10 protein-coding genes and 1 pseudogene are annotated in these 17,155 nt (G+C 72.4%); 7 read left to right on the forward strand and 4 right to left on the reverse strand.

Annotated elements, in window-relative coordinates:
- The 4 genes and pseudogenes from EAD96_RS17210 to EAD96_RS17225 all read left to right on the forward strand — a co-directional run.
- Positions 1–315, forward strand: a pseudogene (locus EAD96_RS17210) (hypothetical protein); the annotation flags it as partial.
- Between the two features lie 126 nt (positions 316–441).
- Positions 442–2,100 (forward strand): sodium:solute symporter family protein, encoded by a 1,659-nt coding sequence (locus EAD96_RS17215; RefSeq protein ID WP_120573466.1) that lies wholly within the window; start codon positions 442–444, stop codon positions 2,098–2,100.
- Positions 2,101–2,117: 17 nt separating this feature from the next.
- Positions 2,118–2,441 (forward strand): hypothetical protein, encoded by a 324-nt coding sequence (locus tag EAD96_RS17220; protein ID WP_091422840.1) that lies wholly within the window; start codon positions 2,118–2,120, stop codon positions 2,439–2,441.
- Between the two features lie 75 nt (positions 2,442–2,516).
- The gene (locus EAD96_RS17225) at positions 2,517–2,900 is read left to right on the forward strand and encodes a hypothetical protein (RefSeq protein WP_091422838.1); all 384 of its coding nucleotides are present in this window, start codon (positions 2,517–2,519) and stop codon (positions 2,898–2,900) included.
- A 107-nt stretch (positions 2,901–3,007) separates the two neighbouring features.
- Here EAD96_RS17225 and EAD96_RS17230 read toward each other — a convergent pair whose 3' ends face one another.
- The gene (locus EAD96_RS17230) at positions 3,008–4,819 is read right to left on the reverse strand and encodes a glycoside hydrolase family 6 protein (RefSeq protein ID WP_120573465.1); all 1,812 of its coding nucleotides are present in this window, start codon (positions 4,817–4,819) and stop codon (positions 3,008–3,010) included.
- A gap of 547 nt (positions 4,820–5,366) precedes the next feature.
- On the opposite strand from EAD96_RS17230, the gene EAD96_RS17235 reads away from it, so the two are divergent.
- Together EAD96_RS17235 and EAD96_RS17240 are read left to right on the forward strand one after the other, a co-directional pair.
- Positions 5,367–6,632, forward strand: coding sequence for a hypothetical protein (locus EAD96_RS17235; protein ID WP_121685045.1), 1,266 nt, complete (start codon positions 5,367–5,369; stop codon positions 6,630–6,632).
- A gap of 79 nt (positions 6,633–6,711) precedes the next feature.
- On the forward strand, positions 6,712–7,476 hold the full coding sequence (locus EAD96_RS17240) for a class F sortase (protein WP_121685047.1): 765 nt from the start codon (positions 6,712–6,714) through the stop codon (positions 7,474–7,476).
- 64 nt (positions 7,477–7,540) lie between these two features.
- Here EAD96_RS17240 and EAD96_RS17245 read toward each other — a convergent pair whose 3' ends face one another.
- Positions 7,541–12,604, reverse strand: a complete 5,064-nt coding sequence (locus EAD96_RS17245; RefSeq protein ID WP_120573463.1) for an NAD-glutamate dehydrogenase — start codon at positions 12,602–12,604, stop codon at positions 7,541–7,543.
- Between the two features lie 288 nt (positions 12,605–12,892).
- On the opposite strand from EAD96_RS17245, the gene EAD96_RS17250 reads away from it, so the two are divergent.
- A complete protein-coding gene (locus tag EAD96_RS17250) occupies positions 12,893–14,860 on the forward strand; it encodes a penicillin-binding transpeptidase domain-containing protein (RefSeq protein ID WP_121685046.1) in 1,968 nt (655 codons plus the stop codon).
- A 68-nt stretch (positions 14,861–14,928) separates the two neighbouring features.
- Here EAD96_RS17250 and EAD96_RS17255 read toward each other — a convergent pair whose 3' ends face one another.
- A complete protein-coding gene (locus tag EAD96_RS17255) occupies positions 14,929–16,098 on the reverse strand; it encodes an arginase family protein (RefSeq protein ID WP_120573461.1) in 1,170 nt (389 codons plus the stop codon).
- Positions 16,099–16,156: 58 nt separating this feature from the next.
- A complete protein-coding gene (locus EAD96_RS17260) occupies positions 16,157–17,074 on the reverse strand; it encodes a tetratricopeptide repeat protein (RefSeq protein WP_120573460.1) in 918 nt (305 codons plus the stop codon).
- Positions 17,075–17,155: the final 81 nt, after the last annotated feature.

Consider the following 17,155-nt stretch of genomic DNA (forward strand, 5'->3'; position numbering starts at 1 on the left):
GGCCTGGCCGGCGCGGCTCGGCCCGCACCCGGCGCGGTGCCGGCCGACGCGGCGACGCTGTTCGCGCCGGAGGCCGCACAGGGCTTCCGGGACCGCTGGCGCGACGTGCAGCTGCGCTTCGTGGACGACCCGCGCGCGGCCGTCGGCGAGGCGGAGTCGCTGGTCGAGGAGGCGATCGAGGCGCTCTCCACCGCCCTGCGCGAGCAGCGCACCCGGCTCGGCGCCTGGCAGGAGTCCGGCTCCACCGACACCGAGCAGCTCCGGGTGGCCGTACGCGGCTACCGCGACTTCCTGGACCGCGTGCTCGGCCGCTGAGAACCCGTGACGAAGCCCCGGCCGGTGACCCGGCCGGGGCTTCCCCGTGCCCGGACCGAACAGCAGGTATGAAACTTCGCAATCGGGGTACGTGCGGGCAGCGGTGCACACGAGGGGAGCACGGGCATGGGCGGTGGCGGCCTGCGGTTGAACATGAACGCCCTGGACTATCTGATCCTGGCGCTCTACTTCGTCACGGTGCTCGGCGTCGGTTTCGCCGCCCGGCGCGCGATCCGTACCAGCGTGGACTTCTTCCTCTCCGGCCGTTCGCTGCCCGCCTGGGTCACCGGCCTGGCGTTCGTCTCGGCGAACCTGGGCGCGCTGGAGATCATCGGCATGGCCGCCAACGGCGCCCAGTACGGCATCATGACCGTGCACTACTACTGGATCGGCGCCGTGCCGGCGATGGTCTTTCTCGGCATCGTGATGATGCCGTTCTACTACGGCTCCAAGGTCCGCAGCGTCCCCGAGTACCTGCGGCTGCGCTTCAACCGCCCCACCCACCTGCTCAACGCGATCAGCTTCGCGGTCGCGCAGGTGCTCATCGCGGGCGTGAACCTGTACGCGCTGGCGTTGATCATGCAGGCGTTGCTCGGCTGGCCGCTCTGGTTCGCGATCATCGTCGGCGCGGTGATCGTGCTGGCGTACATCACCGTCGGCGGGCTCTCCGGCGCGATCTACAACGAGGTGCTCCAGTTCTTCGTGATCATCGCCGGTCTGGTGCCGATCACGGTGATCGGACTGGTCAAGGTCGGCGGCGTCAGCGGCCTGATGGACGCGGTCCGCGACTCCAAACTCGGCGAGGCCGGACTGCACGCGTGGGAGGGCACCGGCAGCACCGACAACCCGCTCGGCGCGCACTGGCTGGGCATCGTGTTCGGCCTCGGCTTCGTGCTCTCCTTCGGCTACTGGACCACCAACTTCGCCGAGGTGCAGCGCGCGCTGTCCGCGCGGAACATGAGCGCCGCCCGGCGTACGCCGATCATCGCCGCGTACCCGAAGCTGCTCATCCCGGCGGTCACCGTGATCCCCGGCCTGATCGCCCTGGTCACGGTGAAAGGGCTGGGCGCCGACGAGGGCGACCTGGTCTACAACAACGCGATCCCGCTGCTCATGCGCGACCTGCTGCCCAACGGCGTGCTCGGCATCGCGGTCACCGGCCTGGTGGCCTCGTTCATGGCCGGCATGGCGGCGAACGTCAGCGGGTTCAACACCGTGTTCACGTACGACATCTGGCAGGCGTACTTCCGGCCGGACAAGCCGGACGAGCACTACGTGAAGGTGGGCCGGATCGCCACCGTCGGCGCTGTGGTGATCGGCATCGGCACCGCGTTCATCGCGGCCGGGTTCAGCAACATCATGAACTACATCCAGGCGCTCTTCTCGGTCTTCAACGCGCCGCTGTTCGGCACGTTCATCATCGGCATGTTCTGGCGGCGGATGACTCCACTGGCCGGCTTCTGGTCGCTGCTGTCCGGCACCGTCGTGGCCACCGCCACGTACCTGCTCTACAAGGGCGGCGTGATCAGCTTCAACTCGGACCTGGAGGAGAGCTTCTGGGGCGCGGGCCTGGCCTTCGCCACAGTCGCGGTGGTGGCCGCGATCGTCACGCCGCTGACCCGGCCGAAGACCGACCGGGAGCTGACCGGACTGGTGTACGGCCTCAGCGACACGACGCTCGCCGACGACTCGCTGGCCGGCGACACCGCCTGGTACCGCTCCCCGGTGCTGCTCGGCGTCGTCGCCGTGATCCTCGCCGCCCTGTTCTACATCCCGGTCTTCTGAAGGAGGGGACGCACGCCATGGCAGACAACGCGGACCGCCACTACCAGGGCGGCGAGGCGCACGACCCGCTGGTCGACGAGACCGAGGACGCCCGGGAGGAACGCTCCGCCGCGGCCCGGCTGTTCGACATCCGCCGGGTCATCGGCGGCCTGTTCGTGGTGTACGGGCTGATCGTCGGCCTGATGGGACTGTTCGACACGTCCGCCGAGATCGACAAGGCGCAGGGCGTCCGGATCAACCTGTGGGCCGGCGCGGCGATGCTGGTGTTCGGCCTGCTGATGCTGCTGTGGCAGCGGCTGCGCCCGACCGAGGCGCCGGAGCCGCAGCGCGACGAGTCCTGACCCCCTCCGCCCGCATGGCGCGGCCCGCACGGGGTAGGCCACGGGGATCACGCGAAGGGACAGGAGGGCAGCAGCATGACCGATCGTGACCGCGGTGGCGAGCGGCCGCTGGAGGAGACCCCCGAGGTGGCCGCGGCGGTGGACGACGACAGCACGGTGCCCCAGTTGCGCAACAGCGGCACCGACCCGGACAACCCCACCTTCACCGAGCCCGACGGCGCGGTGCCGGACACCGGGTCGCCGAACCTCATCGGTGACCCGTACGCGGCCGGGACCGGCGCGACCGGCACCGGCACGGGCGCCGCACCGGACGACATCCGTACCGGCGCCGAGCAGCCCTGGGACCCGGAGGACCTGGTGCAGGCCCGGGGCCAGGACGTGACGCCGGAGAACCTGGAACGGGCCCGCCGCGACCTGGCCGAGCTGGGCCGGGCGGCGATCGAGCGCACCGTTCCCTGACACCGGAACGGCCGAGGGCCCCTGGCCGACGTGGGCGTCGACCAGGGGCCCGGGGAACCCGCGCGGCGGTGCCTCACTCCCGCCGCCGCGGGTGGTCCGGCCGCGACTCAGGAGAGCGGCGGGTACGCGTTCTGCATGAGCTGCTGGAACTGGGCCGGGAACCACGCGCCGGAGATCGGCGCGTCGGCCAGGGCGCCGGACATGTTGTTGCCGTTGCGGGCGTTACCGGTGTAGGTCGGGTCGCACATCCGGTCGAAGCCCTTGCCCTCGTTGTTCGGGATCTCCTTGCTGGAGCCGTCCGACTCACCCGGGGGCTTCACCCAGACGTAGGCGTCGATCCCGGTCTCCGGGTTGGCCCGCGGCCGCTCGCCGAGACCCGCGCCGGCCTGGTTGCACCAGTTGCCGGTGTGCAGGCGCCGGTCGACCCGGCCACCGTCGACGTAGGCGTCCACGCTGGTCGACGGGCCGGGGCCGGTCGGCCGGGCGGAGCCGCCCCAACCGTTGCGGGAGGTGTCGATCAGCATGCCGATGTTGCTGTCGAAGCCGACCGAGACCAGCTTCTGCCGGAACGCCTGGGCGAACGACAGCTCGTCGACGTACTGGTTCCAGTCGATCCACTTGGACTGCCGGACGGTCTGGCCGTTCACCGAGTCGGTGACCTTGACGTACGGCTCCTTCAGGGCGGAGTAGTTCGCCGTGTTGACGATGAAGCCCTGCACGTTGGCGACGGTGCTGCCGGACGCGACGGCGGCGGCCTTGAGCTGGTCGGCGACCGGGCCGAAGTTGCTGTCCCAGCCGATCCAGCCGTGGTGGGCGGCGTCGATGTAGTTGTAGACGTTGCCGATCGCACCCAGCTTCGCCAGGGCGTAGCCGACACCGTTCACGTACGCGCCGTTGGCCTTCACCGTGTCACACATGACCGTGCCGCCCGCGTTGCCCGAGGTGTTGGTCACCAGGTTGGGCAGCGAGTCGATCTCGATGATGTTGACGATGCGCAGGTTCCGGTACTTCGAGTCGCCCTGGATCGCGGCGATCGGGTCGATGTACTCGGCCTTGTAGCGGGGCAGCTCGTCCGGGCCCAGCTCACCGTTGGAGGCGAGCGCGGAGCAGTCGCGGCCGGGCAGGTTGTAGATGACGAACTGGATGTAGCCGGCGCCCTGGGCGACCGCGGCGTCCAGGTGGTCACGCACGCCCATCGCGCCGTTGGAGCTGCTGTCCGGCGTGCCGTTGATGGCGGCGATCCGGTCGATCCAGACCGCGGTCGGGTTGTTGGAGACCCGGCTGCCGCCGGACACCGACTCGGCCTTGGCCTTCCACTCGGGGTTCACGTACCCCTTCACACCGGCGTACGGGTTGTCGACCCGCTGCCCCGGCGGCGGAGTCGTGGGCGGCGGGGCCGTCGTGGGCGGCGGCGCCGTCGTCGGCGGCGTGCTGGTGGGCGGCGTGCTGGTGGGCGGCGTGCTGGTCGGCGGGGTGCTGGTGGACGGCGTGCCGCCGTTGCAGACCGTGCCGTTGAGCGTGAACTGGGTCGGCTTCGGGTTGCTGCCGCTCCAGGAGCCGTTGAAGCCGATGGTGGTGCTGGCGCCGCTGGCGAGCGACCCGTTGTACGACTCGTTCTGCGCGGTGACGTTCTGACCGCTCTGGGACCACCGCGCGGACCAGCCGTTCACCACCCGCTGCGAGCTGTTCGGGAAGGTGAAGCCGAGGCTCCACGAGCTGAGCGCGTCACCGATGTTCTTGATGGTCACGTTGCCGGTGAATCCACCGGGCCAGTCGCTGGTCGTGTAGGTCACGCTGCACTGGGTGGCGGCCTGCGCCGCGGTGACCGGGAGGGTCACCAGTCCACCGGCTACCAGGACGCCGGCGCCGGTGAGCGCAAGCGTCCGGTTCCGGCCGGACAGCCTTCTCCACAGATTCATGCCACTGATCTCCTTGGGCGAGACCGGATCCGCGTACGGCCCGGCGCAAATGGCGGCGGCGGTCGTCCTGCGGGGACGGCCGTGCGCGCCAGGGGGTTCTTCGGGGGACGCCCGACCCGGACGGGCGCTTGGGGGTGGCGGTGCCGACCGGTCCGCAGGACCGGCCGATGGAGCCGACGTCGGCCGGTTGGTACCGGCTGCCCTCGACGCCTGAGCTCGCGGTGTGGCTCCCCGAACCGCGTGCAGCGATTCTTGCATGGGAGCGCTTCCATGGCAATGCCTCGATACGCCTGCCGCCCACCCTACCGCCGCGGCCCGCCGGCACCCGCCCGGACGGAACGCCACGAAGTGCCGAAACAGCGCGAAGGCTCTCACCGCGTTCCCCCCAGCGGCACCGAAGGGTGCCCGATCGGCGCGCGGCGTCGCGGAAAACGCGGACCGCCCCAACATCGGCAAATCCCTAAAAGCGAAACTTTCCCCGGATAAGTCGCGAAAAGGTCTAACGTCGGCCTTAGCTCGACTGACGTCGGGCTCAGGACGAACAGGGATGGAGACGCTGGTCATGGCTAAGAAGATGCTCGGGAAGGTGGTCGCGGGCGCCGCCCTCGGCGGAGCCGGCCTTCTCGCGTTCACCCCGGGAATGGCCTACGCGGGCGGGCACGACGAGGGCAAGGTCATCGCCAAGCCCCACGTGGTGAAGGCGGGGGACACCGTCGAGCTGCTCGCGATCTGCTCCGAGCCGCAGAAGCACGCCACCGTCTGGTCGAAGGTGACCGGCAAGGTCGACCTGCACCCGGCCCGCGACGGCGAGCACGGCGACTGGGCCGACCGGGGTGGCGACCAGGACTGGGGCTGGGACGACAAGGGCTCGGACGGCAAGGACGACCACGGCAAGGACGAGCACGGCAAGGGCCCCGACGGCAAGGACGAGCACGGCAAGGGTCCGGACGGCCGCGGCGAGCCCGGCGGGGACGGGCACGGCCCGGGTGGCAACGGGCCGGGTGGCAACGGTCCCGGCGGCAATGGGCCGGGTGGCAACGGGCCGGGCGGGAACGGTCCCGGTGGCGACGGCATGCCGCAGCCGCCGGCGAACCAGCCCCAGCCGCCGGCCGGCCAGCCGGGAGGACAGCCGCAGCCGGGCGGCGCGGGCGCCGGCGCTGCTGTCGACCCGGGCGACTGGCAGGGGCACGACGAGTACGGCCAGGACGCCGAGCCGGGCTGGGAGAAGGAGCAGCGGGGCGCGCCGGACTGGACCAAGGACGCGCACGGCCCCGACGGCAAGGACCGGTACGGCAAGGACGCCAAGGACGAGCACGGCAAGGACGACCGTGGCGGCCGGCCGGACGACAAGGGCAAGGACGCCAAGGACGAGCACGGCTCCTGGCAGGACGACAAGGGCAAGGACGGCAAGAACGAGCACGGCTCCTGGCAGGACGGCAAGGACGACTGGCAGGACGGCAAGGACGACTGGCAGGCGAGCGGAGGCGCCTGGCAGGACGACAAGGGCGACTACGGCAAGGATGCCGAGGGCGACTACGGCAAGGACGGCTGGGAGCACGGGAAGGACTTCGTCTACTACGGCGAGGCCACCGTCTCGCACGACGCCCGGCCGGGCCGCTACGAGCTGCGGGGCACCTGCGGTGAGGGCGAGCTGGTGGTCCTGCCGCGCGGTGGGGTCGACGGCGGTGACGGTGGCATGACGACCACCGGCGTGGACCGCGACCTCGCCACCGGTGGCGCGGGCATGATCGGCGCCGCGGCGCTGGGCGGCCTGGTGCTGCTGCGCCGGCGGCGGGCCGGTGGCCTGGTCTGACCGGACGACGACCCGGGCCGGCGGCCGTCACGGAAGTCCGTGGCGTGCCGTCGGCGCGGCCGTCGTCGTCCTGCTCGCCATGGCCGGGGCCGGTCTGATCGGCGCGTCCGTGCGCACCGTCCCGCCGCCGGCACCGCCGCAGCCGATCTCGCAGGCGGGCCCGGTCACCACCGGCCCGCAGACCGACCCGGACGGCACGTACGCCGACCCGGACGCGGAGGGACAGGCGACACCGGACGCCGCCCGGCCCGTGCCCGGCAGCACCGGCCGACCGACGGCGGACGTCGCCGGGGGCGGCATCGGCCCGGCGACACCGGGCCCACCGACGGGCGGCCCCGGCGCCACCCCGGGCGCCCCGACGGCGACGGGCCCCGCCCCGGCTCCGCTCCCCCGGTCGGTGCCGGTAACCATCTCGATCCCCCGCATCGGGGTGCAGGCCCCCATCATGTCGCTCGGCACGAATCCCGACGGCACGGTCCAGGTGCCCCCGCTGGACCAGGCCATGAAGGCCGGCTGGTACTCCCCCGGCGCCAGCCCGGGCGAGTCCGGCAACGCGGTGATCGTGGGTCACGTCGACTCCGCCCAGCTCGGCCCGGCGGTGTTCTTCAACCTCGGCGCGCTGGTGCCCGGCGACACGATCGTGGTCGCCCGGCAGGACGGCTCGGCCGCCACGTTCACGGTGCGGGAGGTGGGGTCGTACCCGAAGACCGCCTTTCCCGCCGCGCAGGTCTACGGCCCGTCGGACGTCCCCGCCCTGCGCGTGGTGACCTGCGGCGGGGTGTTCGACAAGACGGCCGGCAGCTACCTGAACAACATCGTCGTCTACGCGGCGATGACGGGCTGAGGCCGGGAACGGCAGTGGCCCGGTGGTCGGGGAACCGACCACCGGGCCACGCGCGTCGGAGCGGTCAGGCCGCCGCCGAGGTCCGGACCAGGGTACGGATCTGGCGCAGCAGCACCGACAGCGCGGACAGGTCGGCGCGGGACTCGTCGAACTCCCCCATCGCCCGGTGCGCCCGGTGGATCGAGGTGGCGTTCGCCTGCTCCCACTCCTGCACCCGCTCCACCGGCGGCACATCCTCCGGCGTGGACCCGAGCACCTCCGCGGTGAGCGCGGCGAGCGCGGCGTACAGGTCGTAGCGCAGCGCCATCCGGGCCAGGGTCTGCCACCGGTCCTCGCGAGGCAGCAGGGAGATCTTCGACAGCAGCGCGTCGACCCGGAACCGGTCGGAGAGCACGAAGTAGACCGAGGCCACCTCGCTCACGTCCCGCCCGGTTGCCTGCGCCGTCTCGACGATGTCGAGCAGGCCGAAGCTGTACATCAGGCGGGTCGCCTGCTCGGCCAGGTCACGCGGCAGCCCGCGGCCGACCAGCGACTCGATGTGCGCCGCGATGGCCTCCCGCTCGGTGCCCCAGAACCGGTGCTCCAGGTCCGGCAGGAGCCGGGCCACACCGTCGCGCAGCCGGGCGATCTCCGCCGGCACGTCGATCGGCGAGCGCCGGTTGGTGACCAGCCAGCGCACCGCGCGGTCGAGCAGCCGCCGGGTGTCCAGGTAGACCGCCGTCTGCAACTCGGGCGAGACCTTGTTGTCCAGCGCCTCGACGGCGTCCCACAGGTCACGGAGGCCGAACACCTCGCGGACCACCACGTACGCCCGGAGCACGTCCGCCGCGGAGGCGGCCGTCTCCTCGACCACCCGGAAGACGAACGAGATGCCGCCCCGGTTGATCGCCTCGTTGACCAGGACCGTGGTGACGATGTCCCGGCGCAGCCGGTGCCGGCCCATCCGGTCGGCGAAGCGCTGCCGCAGCGGCGTCGGGAAGTAGTTGACCAGGACGTCGGTCGTCCACTCCTCGTCCGCCAGGCCCTCGCCGACGATCTCGCGCTCCAGCACGATCTTGACGTACGCGAGCAGCACCGCGAACTCCGGCGCGGTCAGGCCGCTCTCGGTGCGGACCGCCAGCTCCTCGTCCGACGGCAACGCCTCCAGCGACCGGTTCAACGCGCCGGACCGCTCCAACTCGTTGATCATCCGCCGGTGCACCGGGAGCAACGAGGCGGCCTGGGCCTGGGCGTTGTTGAGCGCCCGCGCCTGGTCGTAGTTGTCCCGCAGCACCAGATCGGCGACCTCGTCGGTCATCTGGGCCAGCAGCTCGTCGCGCTCCGGCCGGTCCAGCTCACCGTCGGCCACCGCCGTGTTGAGCAGGATCTTGATGTTGACCTCGTGGTCGGAGCAGTCCACACCGGCCGCGTTGTCGATGAAGTCGGTGTAGATGCGGCCGCCGGTCGAGGCGTACTCGATCCGGCCCTGCTGGGTGAAGCCCAGGTTGCCGCCCTCGCCGACCACCCGGCAGCGCAGGCCCTTGCCGTCCACCCGGATGGCGTCGTTGGACTTGTCGCCCACCTCGGCGTTGGTCTGGCTGGACGCCTTCACGTAGGTGCCGATGCCGCCGTTCCAAAACAGGTCGACCGGCGCGGTGAGGATCGCCTTCATCAGCTCCTGCGGGCTGAGCTGCGTGACGTCCTCGTCGAGGCCGAGCACCGCGCGGACCTGCGGCGAGACCGGCACCGACTTCGCCGTACGCGGGTAGACGCCGCCGCCTTCGGAGATCAGCTCGCGGTCGTAGTCCTCCCACGACGAGCGGGGCATGTCGAACAGCCGCTTGCGTTCCTCCCACGACCGGGCCGACTCCGGGTCCGGGTCGAGGAAGATGTGCCGGTGGTCGAACGCGGCCACCAGCCGGATGTGCTGCGACAGCAGCATCCCGTTGCCGAACACGTCGCCGGACATGTCACCGACGCCGACCACTGTGAAGTCCTGCGTCTGGGTGTCGTGGCCCAGCTCCCGGAAGTGCCGCTTCACCGACTCCCAGGCGCCCCGGGCGGTGATGCCCATCTTCTTGTGGTCGTAGCCGGCCGAGCCGCCGGAGGCGAACGCGTCACCCAGCCAGAAGCTGTGCGCCTCGGAGATCTCGTTGGCGATGTCGGAGAACGTCGCGGTGCCCTTGTCGGCGGCCACCACCATGTACGGGTCGTCGCCGTCGTGCCGGACCACGTCCTCCGGCGGCACGATCTCGCCGCTGACGATGTTGTCGGTGACGTCGAGCAGCGCGGAGATGAACTCCTTGTAGCAGATCACCGCCTCGTCCCGGTCGCCCGGCTTCTGCTTGAGCACGAAGCCGCCCTTGGCGCCGACCGGCACGATCACCGCGTTCTTCACCATCTGCGCCTTGACCAGGCCGAGCACCTCGGTCCGGAAGTCCTCGCGCCGGTCGGACCAGCGCAGGCCGCCGCGGGCCACCGGCCCGTACCGCAGGTGCACGCCCTCGAACCGGGGCGAGTAGACGAAGATCTCGAACTTGGGCCGCGGCGCCGGCAGGTCCGGGATGGCCTGCGGGTCCAGCTTGAACGCCACGTACGCCTTGGGCCGCCCGCCCACCGGCTTCTGGTAGAAGCTGGTGCGCAGCGTGGCCTGGATCAGCGTCAGGTAGGCCCGCAGGATGCGGTCCTGGTCGAGGCTGGCCACCTCGTCCAGCGCCTCGCCGATCGCGTCGACCAGCTCGCCGCTGCGCTGCCGCCGCTCGTCGAGCGTGGTCGCGCCCGGGGCGAACCGGGTCTCGAACAGCTTCACCAGCAGTTCGGCGATCTGCGGGTACGCGATGAACGTCTGCTCCATGTACTCCTGGGAGAACACGGTGCCGGCCTGCCGCAGGTACTTCGCGTACGCGCGCAGCACGACGACCTGCCGCCAGGTGAGCCCGGCCCGCAGCACCAGCTCGTTGAAGCCGTCCACCTCGGCCTCGCCCCGCCAGGCGGCGGCGAAGGCGTTCTCCACGTGCGGGCGCACCTCGGCCAGGTCCTGGTGCCGCTCGGGCAGCTCCAGACCGAAGTCGTAGAGCCAGATCCGGCCGTCGACGCGCTCCACCTCGTACGGGTGCTCGTCGACCACCTTCACGCCGAGCGAGTGCAGCACCGGCAGCACGGCGGAGAGCATCATCGGCTCGCCGTACCGGTAGACCTTGAACCGCACGTCCATCGCGTCGTCGGCGTCGGCGGCGCGGGCGGCGTACGGACGCGGCGGCGCCTGCTTGCGGAACAGGTGCATCTCCAGCTGGCCGGGCTCCTCCAGCAGCTCCAGCTTCGCCAGGTCCTTCATCGCCTCGTACGGCGTGTGCCCGTCCTTGTAGCCCTCCGGGAACGCGTCGGCGTACCGGGCGAACAGGTGCTTGGCCTGCTCGTCGCCGAGCTTGCGTTCCAGCACCAGCCGGTAGTCGTCGTCCCAGAGCCGGGTCGCGTCGGCCAGTTCCTCGGCGAGCAGGTCGGCGTCGATGTCACCGGGCGGGTTGTTCGGGTCGGTACGCACGATGAAGTGCACCCGGGCCAGCATCGACTCGGTCACCCGCGTGGTGTAGTCGACGCCGACGCCGTTCAGCTCGCGCAGCAGGATGTCCTGCATGCGCAGCCGGTTCTGCGTGGTGAACCGGTCCCGCGGCAGGTAGATCAGGCAGGAGATGAACCGCCCGTACGCGTCGCGGCGCAGGAACACCCGCAGCTGCCGGCGGCCCGCCATCCGCAGCACGCCGATCACCGCGTGGTAGAGGTCGTCGGTCTTGATCTGGAACAGCTCGTCGCGCGGGTAGGTCTCCAGGATCTGCAACAGGTCCTTGCCGGAGTGGCTGCGCAGGCTCAGGCCCGAGCGGTCGAGCACCTCGGCGACCTTCCGCCGCACCACCGGCAGCTCCTGCACGCTGGTCCGGTACGCGGCGGTGGAGAACAGGCCCAGGAAACGCCGCTCCCCGACCACCTCGCCGGCCTCGTTGAAGATCTTGAAGCCGATGTAGTCGAGGTACGCCGAACGGTGCACCGTGGCACGCGAGTTGGCCTTGGTGATGATGAGCAGGCGCTTCTCCAGCACCTTCTCGTGCGCCTCGGGCGTCATCGAGTTCAGCGACCGGGCCTCCGGCGAGTCGGAGCGCAGGATGCCCAGCCCGGTGCCGAGCACCGCCTCCAGGGCCTGCCCGCCGCGCGCGCCGTCGGTGTGGACGAGGCGGTACTCCCGGTAGCCGAGGAACGTGAAGTGGTCGTGCGCCAGCCAGCGCAGCAGCTCCACCGAGTCGGTGATGTCCTTCTCCGGCACCGGCGGGCGGTTGTCCGACGTCCGGGCGGCGGCCAGCTCGTCGGCGAGCGCGAGGGCCCGCTGCCGCATCTTCGGCCAGTCCTCGACCGCCTCGCGCACGTCGGTGAGCACCCGCTGCAACTCGCGGCGCAGCGTCTCCCGCTCGGCCGGGTCGCGGACCGGGTCGATCTCGATCCGCATCCAGCTCTCGACCAGGTCACCGGCGATGGCGTCGTCCGGTTCCACGTCCGCCGAGACCTCGGTGAGCCGGCCCAGCGGCTCGCGCCGCACCACGACCAGCGGGTGCACCAGCAGGTGCACGTCCAGGTGACGGGAGTTCAGCAGGGCGGTCACCGAGTCGACCAGGAACGGCATGTCGTCGGTGACGATCTCGACGACCGTGTGGTGCTGCTCGGCGTCCGGCTCGTGGATGCGGAGCTTCAGCTCGCCCGGCACCCGCTGCTGGGCCAGGTCCCGGTGGGCCCGGGCCGCCTCCAGCATCTCCTCGGCGGTGAAGCCGATCAGCTCCTCGTCCGGCGCGAACCGCCAGAAGCGGTCCACCAGTGTGGCCGCGTCGTGGTCGTCGCCGGCCAGCGCGACCGCCTGGGCGACCAGCCGCTCCGCGTTGGGAACGGGTTCGTCCAGCTCGGCGTCCTCCGACTCGTCGGCCAGTGCCTGCGCAGGCAGGCCCAGGTCGTAGAGGGTGTCGATGCTGGAACCGGTCATCCCGGTCACTCCTGTGTCGAGACGGCTGAAACCGTCTCCGTCGGTCGCCGAATCGAAGCTGTCGTCGTCCCGGCCGGTGTCAGCCTGCCGGAGGTCGGGTCCCGGTTTGATCGCCGGACGCCGGTCCATCGGTGCCACTCCCCTCGACCCACCGCGTTGTGGGTCACTCTGCCGCCCAGCCTAGGCCCTACCGCGTGGTACCTCCCGCGGCGGACCACTGGCCGGACGTCCGGATCGGGACTCTGTCCTTTCACCCGTTGCGGGTCCGTGGTCGGCCGCTCGCGGAGTACCCCGGCTGGCGATGTTCATCACACTGCCACACGCCGCTTCTCGCGCTGCCGGAGGCCGTGGCGGGGCGGTGGCGAACGCCGGGCCGTACTAGCGTGCAGGGCAGTTGAGCACCGGAGGGACCGCTTCATGCCCGTGTCGTACCCCGTCCGCCCCCACCGCCACACCCGTCACCGCGTCCTCGCGGCGCTGGCCGCCGTGCTGGTCTCGGCCGGCGCGCTGACCGGATGCTCCGGCGACGACGGCCCGGAGACGGCCGTCGAGGCGTTCCTCGGCGGCTGGCACTCCGGCGACCTCCAGGCGGTCGGCTTCGTCGAGCCGGCCGGCGGGCGGGTGCCCGCCGCCGAGGTGACCAAGCAGATCCAGGCGCTCAGCGGCGCGCTCGCGGCCGACCCGCCCGAGCTGGCGCGCACCGGCGACATCACCACCAAGGGGGACGTGGCCACCGCCCGGATCAAGGTGAGCTGGGCACTGCCCGGCGGTGGCACCTGGGCCTACGAGAATCCGGTACGCCTCAAGCGCGGCGGCGACGACAAGTGGCAGGTGATCTGGGAGCCGTCGGTGGTGTACGAGAAGCTGGAGAGCGGCGACAAGATCGCGCTACGGCGGGAGCCGGCGCAGCGCGCCGGTGTGCTGGACGCGGCCGGTCAGCCGATCGTCGCGCCGCGCCCCGTGGTCCGGGTGCAGGTCGTCCCCGGCGAGGTCACCGACGTGCCCGGCCTGGTCAAGAAGCTGGACGCCGCGTTCAAGGCGATCCGGCCCGCGCTCACCCCGCCGGTCGACCTGGGCGACCTGCCCAAGCGACTCAAGGAGGCGAAGGCGGACGGGCTCGTCGAGGTGGTGACGCTGCGCGACGAGGCGTACCGGCAGATCAAGCCGCGCATCTACGACCTGCCCGGCACCCGGTTCGTCTCCGAGCAGCTCATGCTGGCGCCGACCCGCGAGTTCGCCCGGGCGCTGCTCGGCTCGGTCGACCAGGCCACCGCCGACGACCTCCAGGCCCACCCCGAGCGGTACGCGCGCGGCGACCTGGTCGGCCACGGCGGTCTCCAGGGCCGGTACGACGAGCGGCTGCGCGGCGTCCCCGGCGTCACCGTGATCACCGAGCGGACCACCCCGGACGGCAAGGTGGAGCCGACCGGCACGGAGCTGTACCGCGCCGACCCGAAGCCGGGTCAGCCGGTGAAGACCACCATCGACGCGGCCACCCAGAACGCCGCCGACGCCGCGTTGCGCGGGCAGACCCGCCGCTCCGCCCTGGTCGCCGTTCGGATCAGCGACGGCGCGGTGCTGGCCGCCGCGAACGGCCCGGGCGCGGCGGGCGACAACCTCGCCTTCACCGCCCAGGTGCCACCCGGCTCGACGTTCAAGATGGTCAGCGCGCTCGGCCTGCTCGACCGGGGCGCGGTGACGCCGCAGACGACTGTGGACTGCCCGAAGACGTCGACGGTCGAGGGCCGGGTCTTCAAGAACTCGGACAACTTCGAGCTGGGCGCGGTGCCGTTCGCCACCGACTTCGCCAAGTCGTGCAACACCGCGTTCGTGGCGCTGGCGCCGAAGCTCGGCCCGGACGGGCTGGCGCAGGCCGGCCGTACGCTCGGCCTGGAGGCCGCGTGGGATCTCGGCACCGACGCGTTCACCGGCAAGATCTCCGCCAACGGCCCGGCCACCGAGCAGGCCGCCGCCGCGATCGGCCAGGGCACCACGCTGGTTAGCCCGCTGGCGATGGCGAGCGCCACGGCAGCGGTGGCCCGGGGCAAGTTCGAGCAGCCCAAGCTGCTGCTCGACCCGGCACCGGCCAAGCCCGCGCCGGCCGGCGAGGCGCTCAAGCCGGAGTCGGTGGCGGCGCTGAAGTCGATGATGCGCGGGGTCGTCACCTCGGGCAGCGGCAGCGCGCTGGCGGACGTGCCGGGCGAGCCGGTGCACGGCAAGACCGGCACCGCGGAGTACGACAACAACCCGGCGCACACGCACGCCTGGTTCGTCGGCTGGCAGGGCGACGTGGCCTTCGCCGTCTTCGTCGAGCAGGGCGGGGCGGGCTCGAAGGTCGCCGCGCCGATCGCCGAGAAGTTCCTGCGCGGCCTCGCCGCGAGCTGAGCGGGTTCCGCACCGCCCGGCCCTGAGCCGAGCCCGGTCCGGCCGGGCGGCGCGCTGAGGCGTACCGGTCAGGCGATGTCGATGCCGGAGCGGGCCGGGTCCGGCTCGTCCCCGGCGGGCGCGCGGCGCAGCAGGCCGGGCCCCAGCGGGTCCTCGCCGAGGTCGTCGGCGGCGGTCGGGTCGGGGCCGATCGGCTCCACCGCGACCGCCGGCGCCGGTACGGCAGCCGGGGCGGGCAGCGGCTCGGGCTCGGGCCGGCTGTCGGCGGCGCGGGGCGCCGGCGCGACCGGCCCGGCCGGCAGCAGCCGGGGCGGCACGGCGCCCGGCGCGACCACCGGGGCGAGCCCGGCCACCACCGTGTTCACGATCTCGGCCGCGTACGCCCCGTCCGGGTCGTAGTCGGGGTCGAAGACGGTCAGCTCGACGCCGAGGCAGTGCGGGGTGTCGACCAGCCCGGCGAGCAGGATCTCCAGCTCGGCGAAGGCGATGCCGCCCGGGTCGGGCGCGTCCACGGCGGGCATCACCGCCGGGTCGAGCACGTCCACGTCGATGTGCACCCAGTACCCGGCGCAGTCGACGAGCTGCTCGTGCGCCCACTGCGCGGTCCGGGCGGCACCCTCGGCGCGCAGCGCCGGCACCGGCCGGGTGGTGATGCCGGCGGCCTGGAGGTCGAGCCGGTACTCGTCCTGCGCGCGGATGCCGAGCACCACCACGTCGATGTCCCGGAAGTAGGGCCGCCGGCCCTCGATCGCGGCCAGGTCGGGCTGTCCCCGGCCGGTGACCAGGGCCAGGTCCTCCCCGGCTGCCGCGCCGACGTAGGAGGCGTTGCCGGGGTGCCGGAAGTCGGAGTGGCCGTCGACGAAGACCAGCCCGATCCGCCCGCCGACCGCCTCACCGAGGCGGTGCATGGCCAGCGCCGAGCCGAGCAGCACCGAGCAGTCGCCGCCGAGCACCAGCGGGAACTCGCCCCGGTCGATGATCGCGCCGATCCGGTCGGCGAGCGCCGCCGAGTACGCGGAGATCTCCGGCGCGTGGCAGACGCCGTCGCCGGGGCGCCAGTCCCCCGGGTCGTACCGGGGCGGGGTGAGGCAGCCGGCGTCGCGGGCCCGCAGCCGGGCGAGCAGGCCGTGGTCGCGCAGCGCACCCGGCGCCTTGGCGCAGCCGGGGACGGAGCTCGCGGTGGGCGGGCGCAGTCCGAGGTTCGTCGGCGCGTCGAGGACGGCGATCCGGCGCATCATGGGCTCCCGTCCTCGGTGGTCGGGCGGGCCGGCGGTGCGCCGGCCCGCGCGGGTTGACTCAGAACAGTGCGCTGGCCAGGGCGCGTCGGGCGGAGGCCACGGCGGGGTCGTCCGGGCCGGCGATGGTGAACAGGCCGAGCAGGTGCTGGCGTACCCGGTCCCGGTCGTCCCCGGCGGTGCGCCGGACCAGGCCGACGAGCCGCTTGTACGCCTGGTCGGCGAGGCCGCTGAGCACCTCGATGTCGGCGGCGAGCAGTTGGGCGTCCACGTCGTCGGGGGCGGCGGCCGCGGCGTCGAGCGCACCCTGCGGGTCCGCGCCGGCCACCCGGCGGGCCAGCCCGACCTGCGCCAGGCCCGCCTCCGCCGCCGCGTCGGCCGGGGTCTCGGCCAGGATCTTCCGGTACGCCGCCTCGGCGGCGTCGAGGTCACCGCTCATCAGCGCGTCGTCGGCGGCGTCGAGGCGCGGGTCCTCCGGCTCGGCGACTGTGACGCCACCGGCCTTCAGGACCGCCTGGAGCCACTGTCGCAACTGCGACTCGGGCACCGGGCCGGGGAAGGCGTCGATCGGGCGCCCACCGACGATGGCGTACGTGGTTGGCAGCGTCTGGAGCTGGAACATCTGCGCGAGGCGCGGCTGCTGCTGCACGTCGACCCGGGCCAGCAACCACGCTCCGCCGCCCTCGGCGGCCAGCCGCTCCAGCACCGGGGCGAACTGGTCGCTCTCCGGGTAGCCGGCGGCGCCGAAGAAGACCACGACCGGTGTGGTGAGCGAGCGTTCGAGCACCTCGGACTGGATGTTCGCCTCGGTCACGTCGATCACGGCGGCGGAGCCGGCGGGGCTGCCCGGCAGCCCGGTCGGCCCAGCGCCCTGGGACGGTGTGGCGGAGGAGGTGTCGGCCGGTGCGGGGGTGCGCAGCGCGCTGAGGTCGACCGCGCCGCGGGTGAAGATCGACGAGGTGATCCGTGGGTCGCTCATGGTTGTCTAGTCTCGCACGTACCCCGAGGATCTCCGACCACCCGCAACGCCCACGTCGCCACTCTCACCCCTGCTCAACCC

Origin of the sequence: Micromonospora sp. BL1, assembly GCF_003667485.1 — a bacterium.
GTDB lineage: Bacteria > Actinomycetota > Actinomycetes > Mycobacteriales > Micromonosporaceae > Micromonospora > Micromonospora tulbaghiae.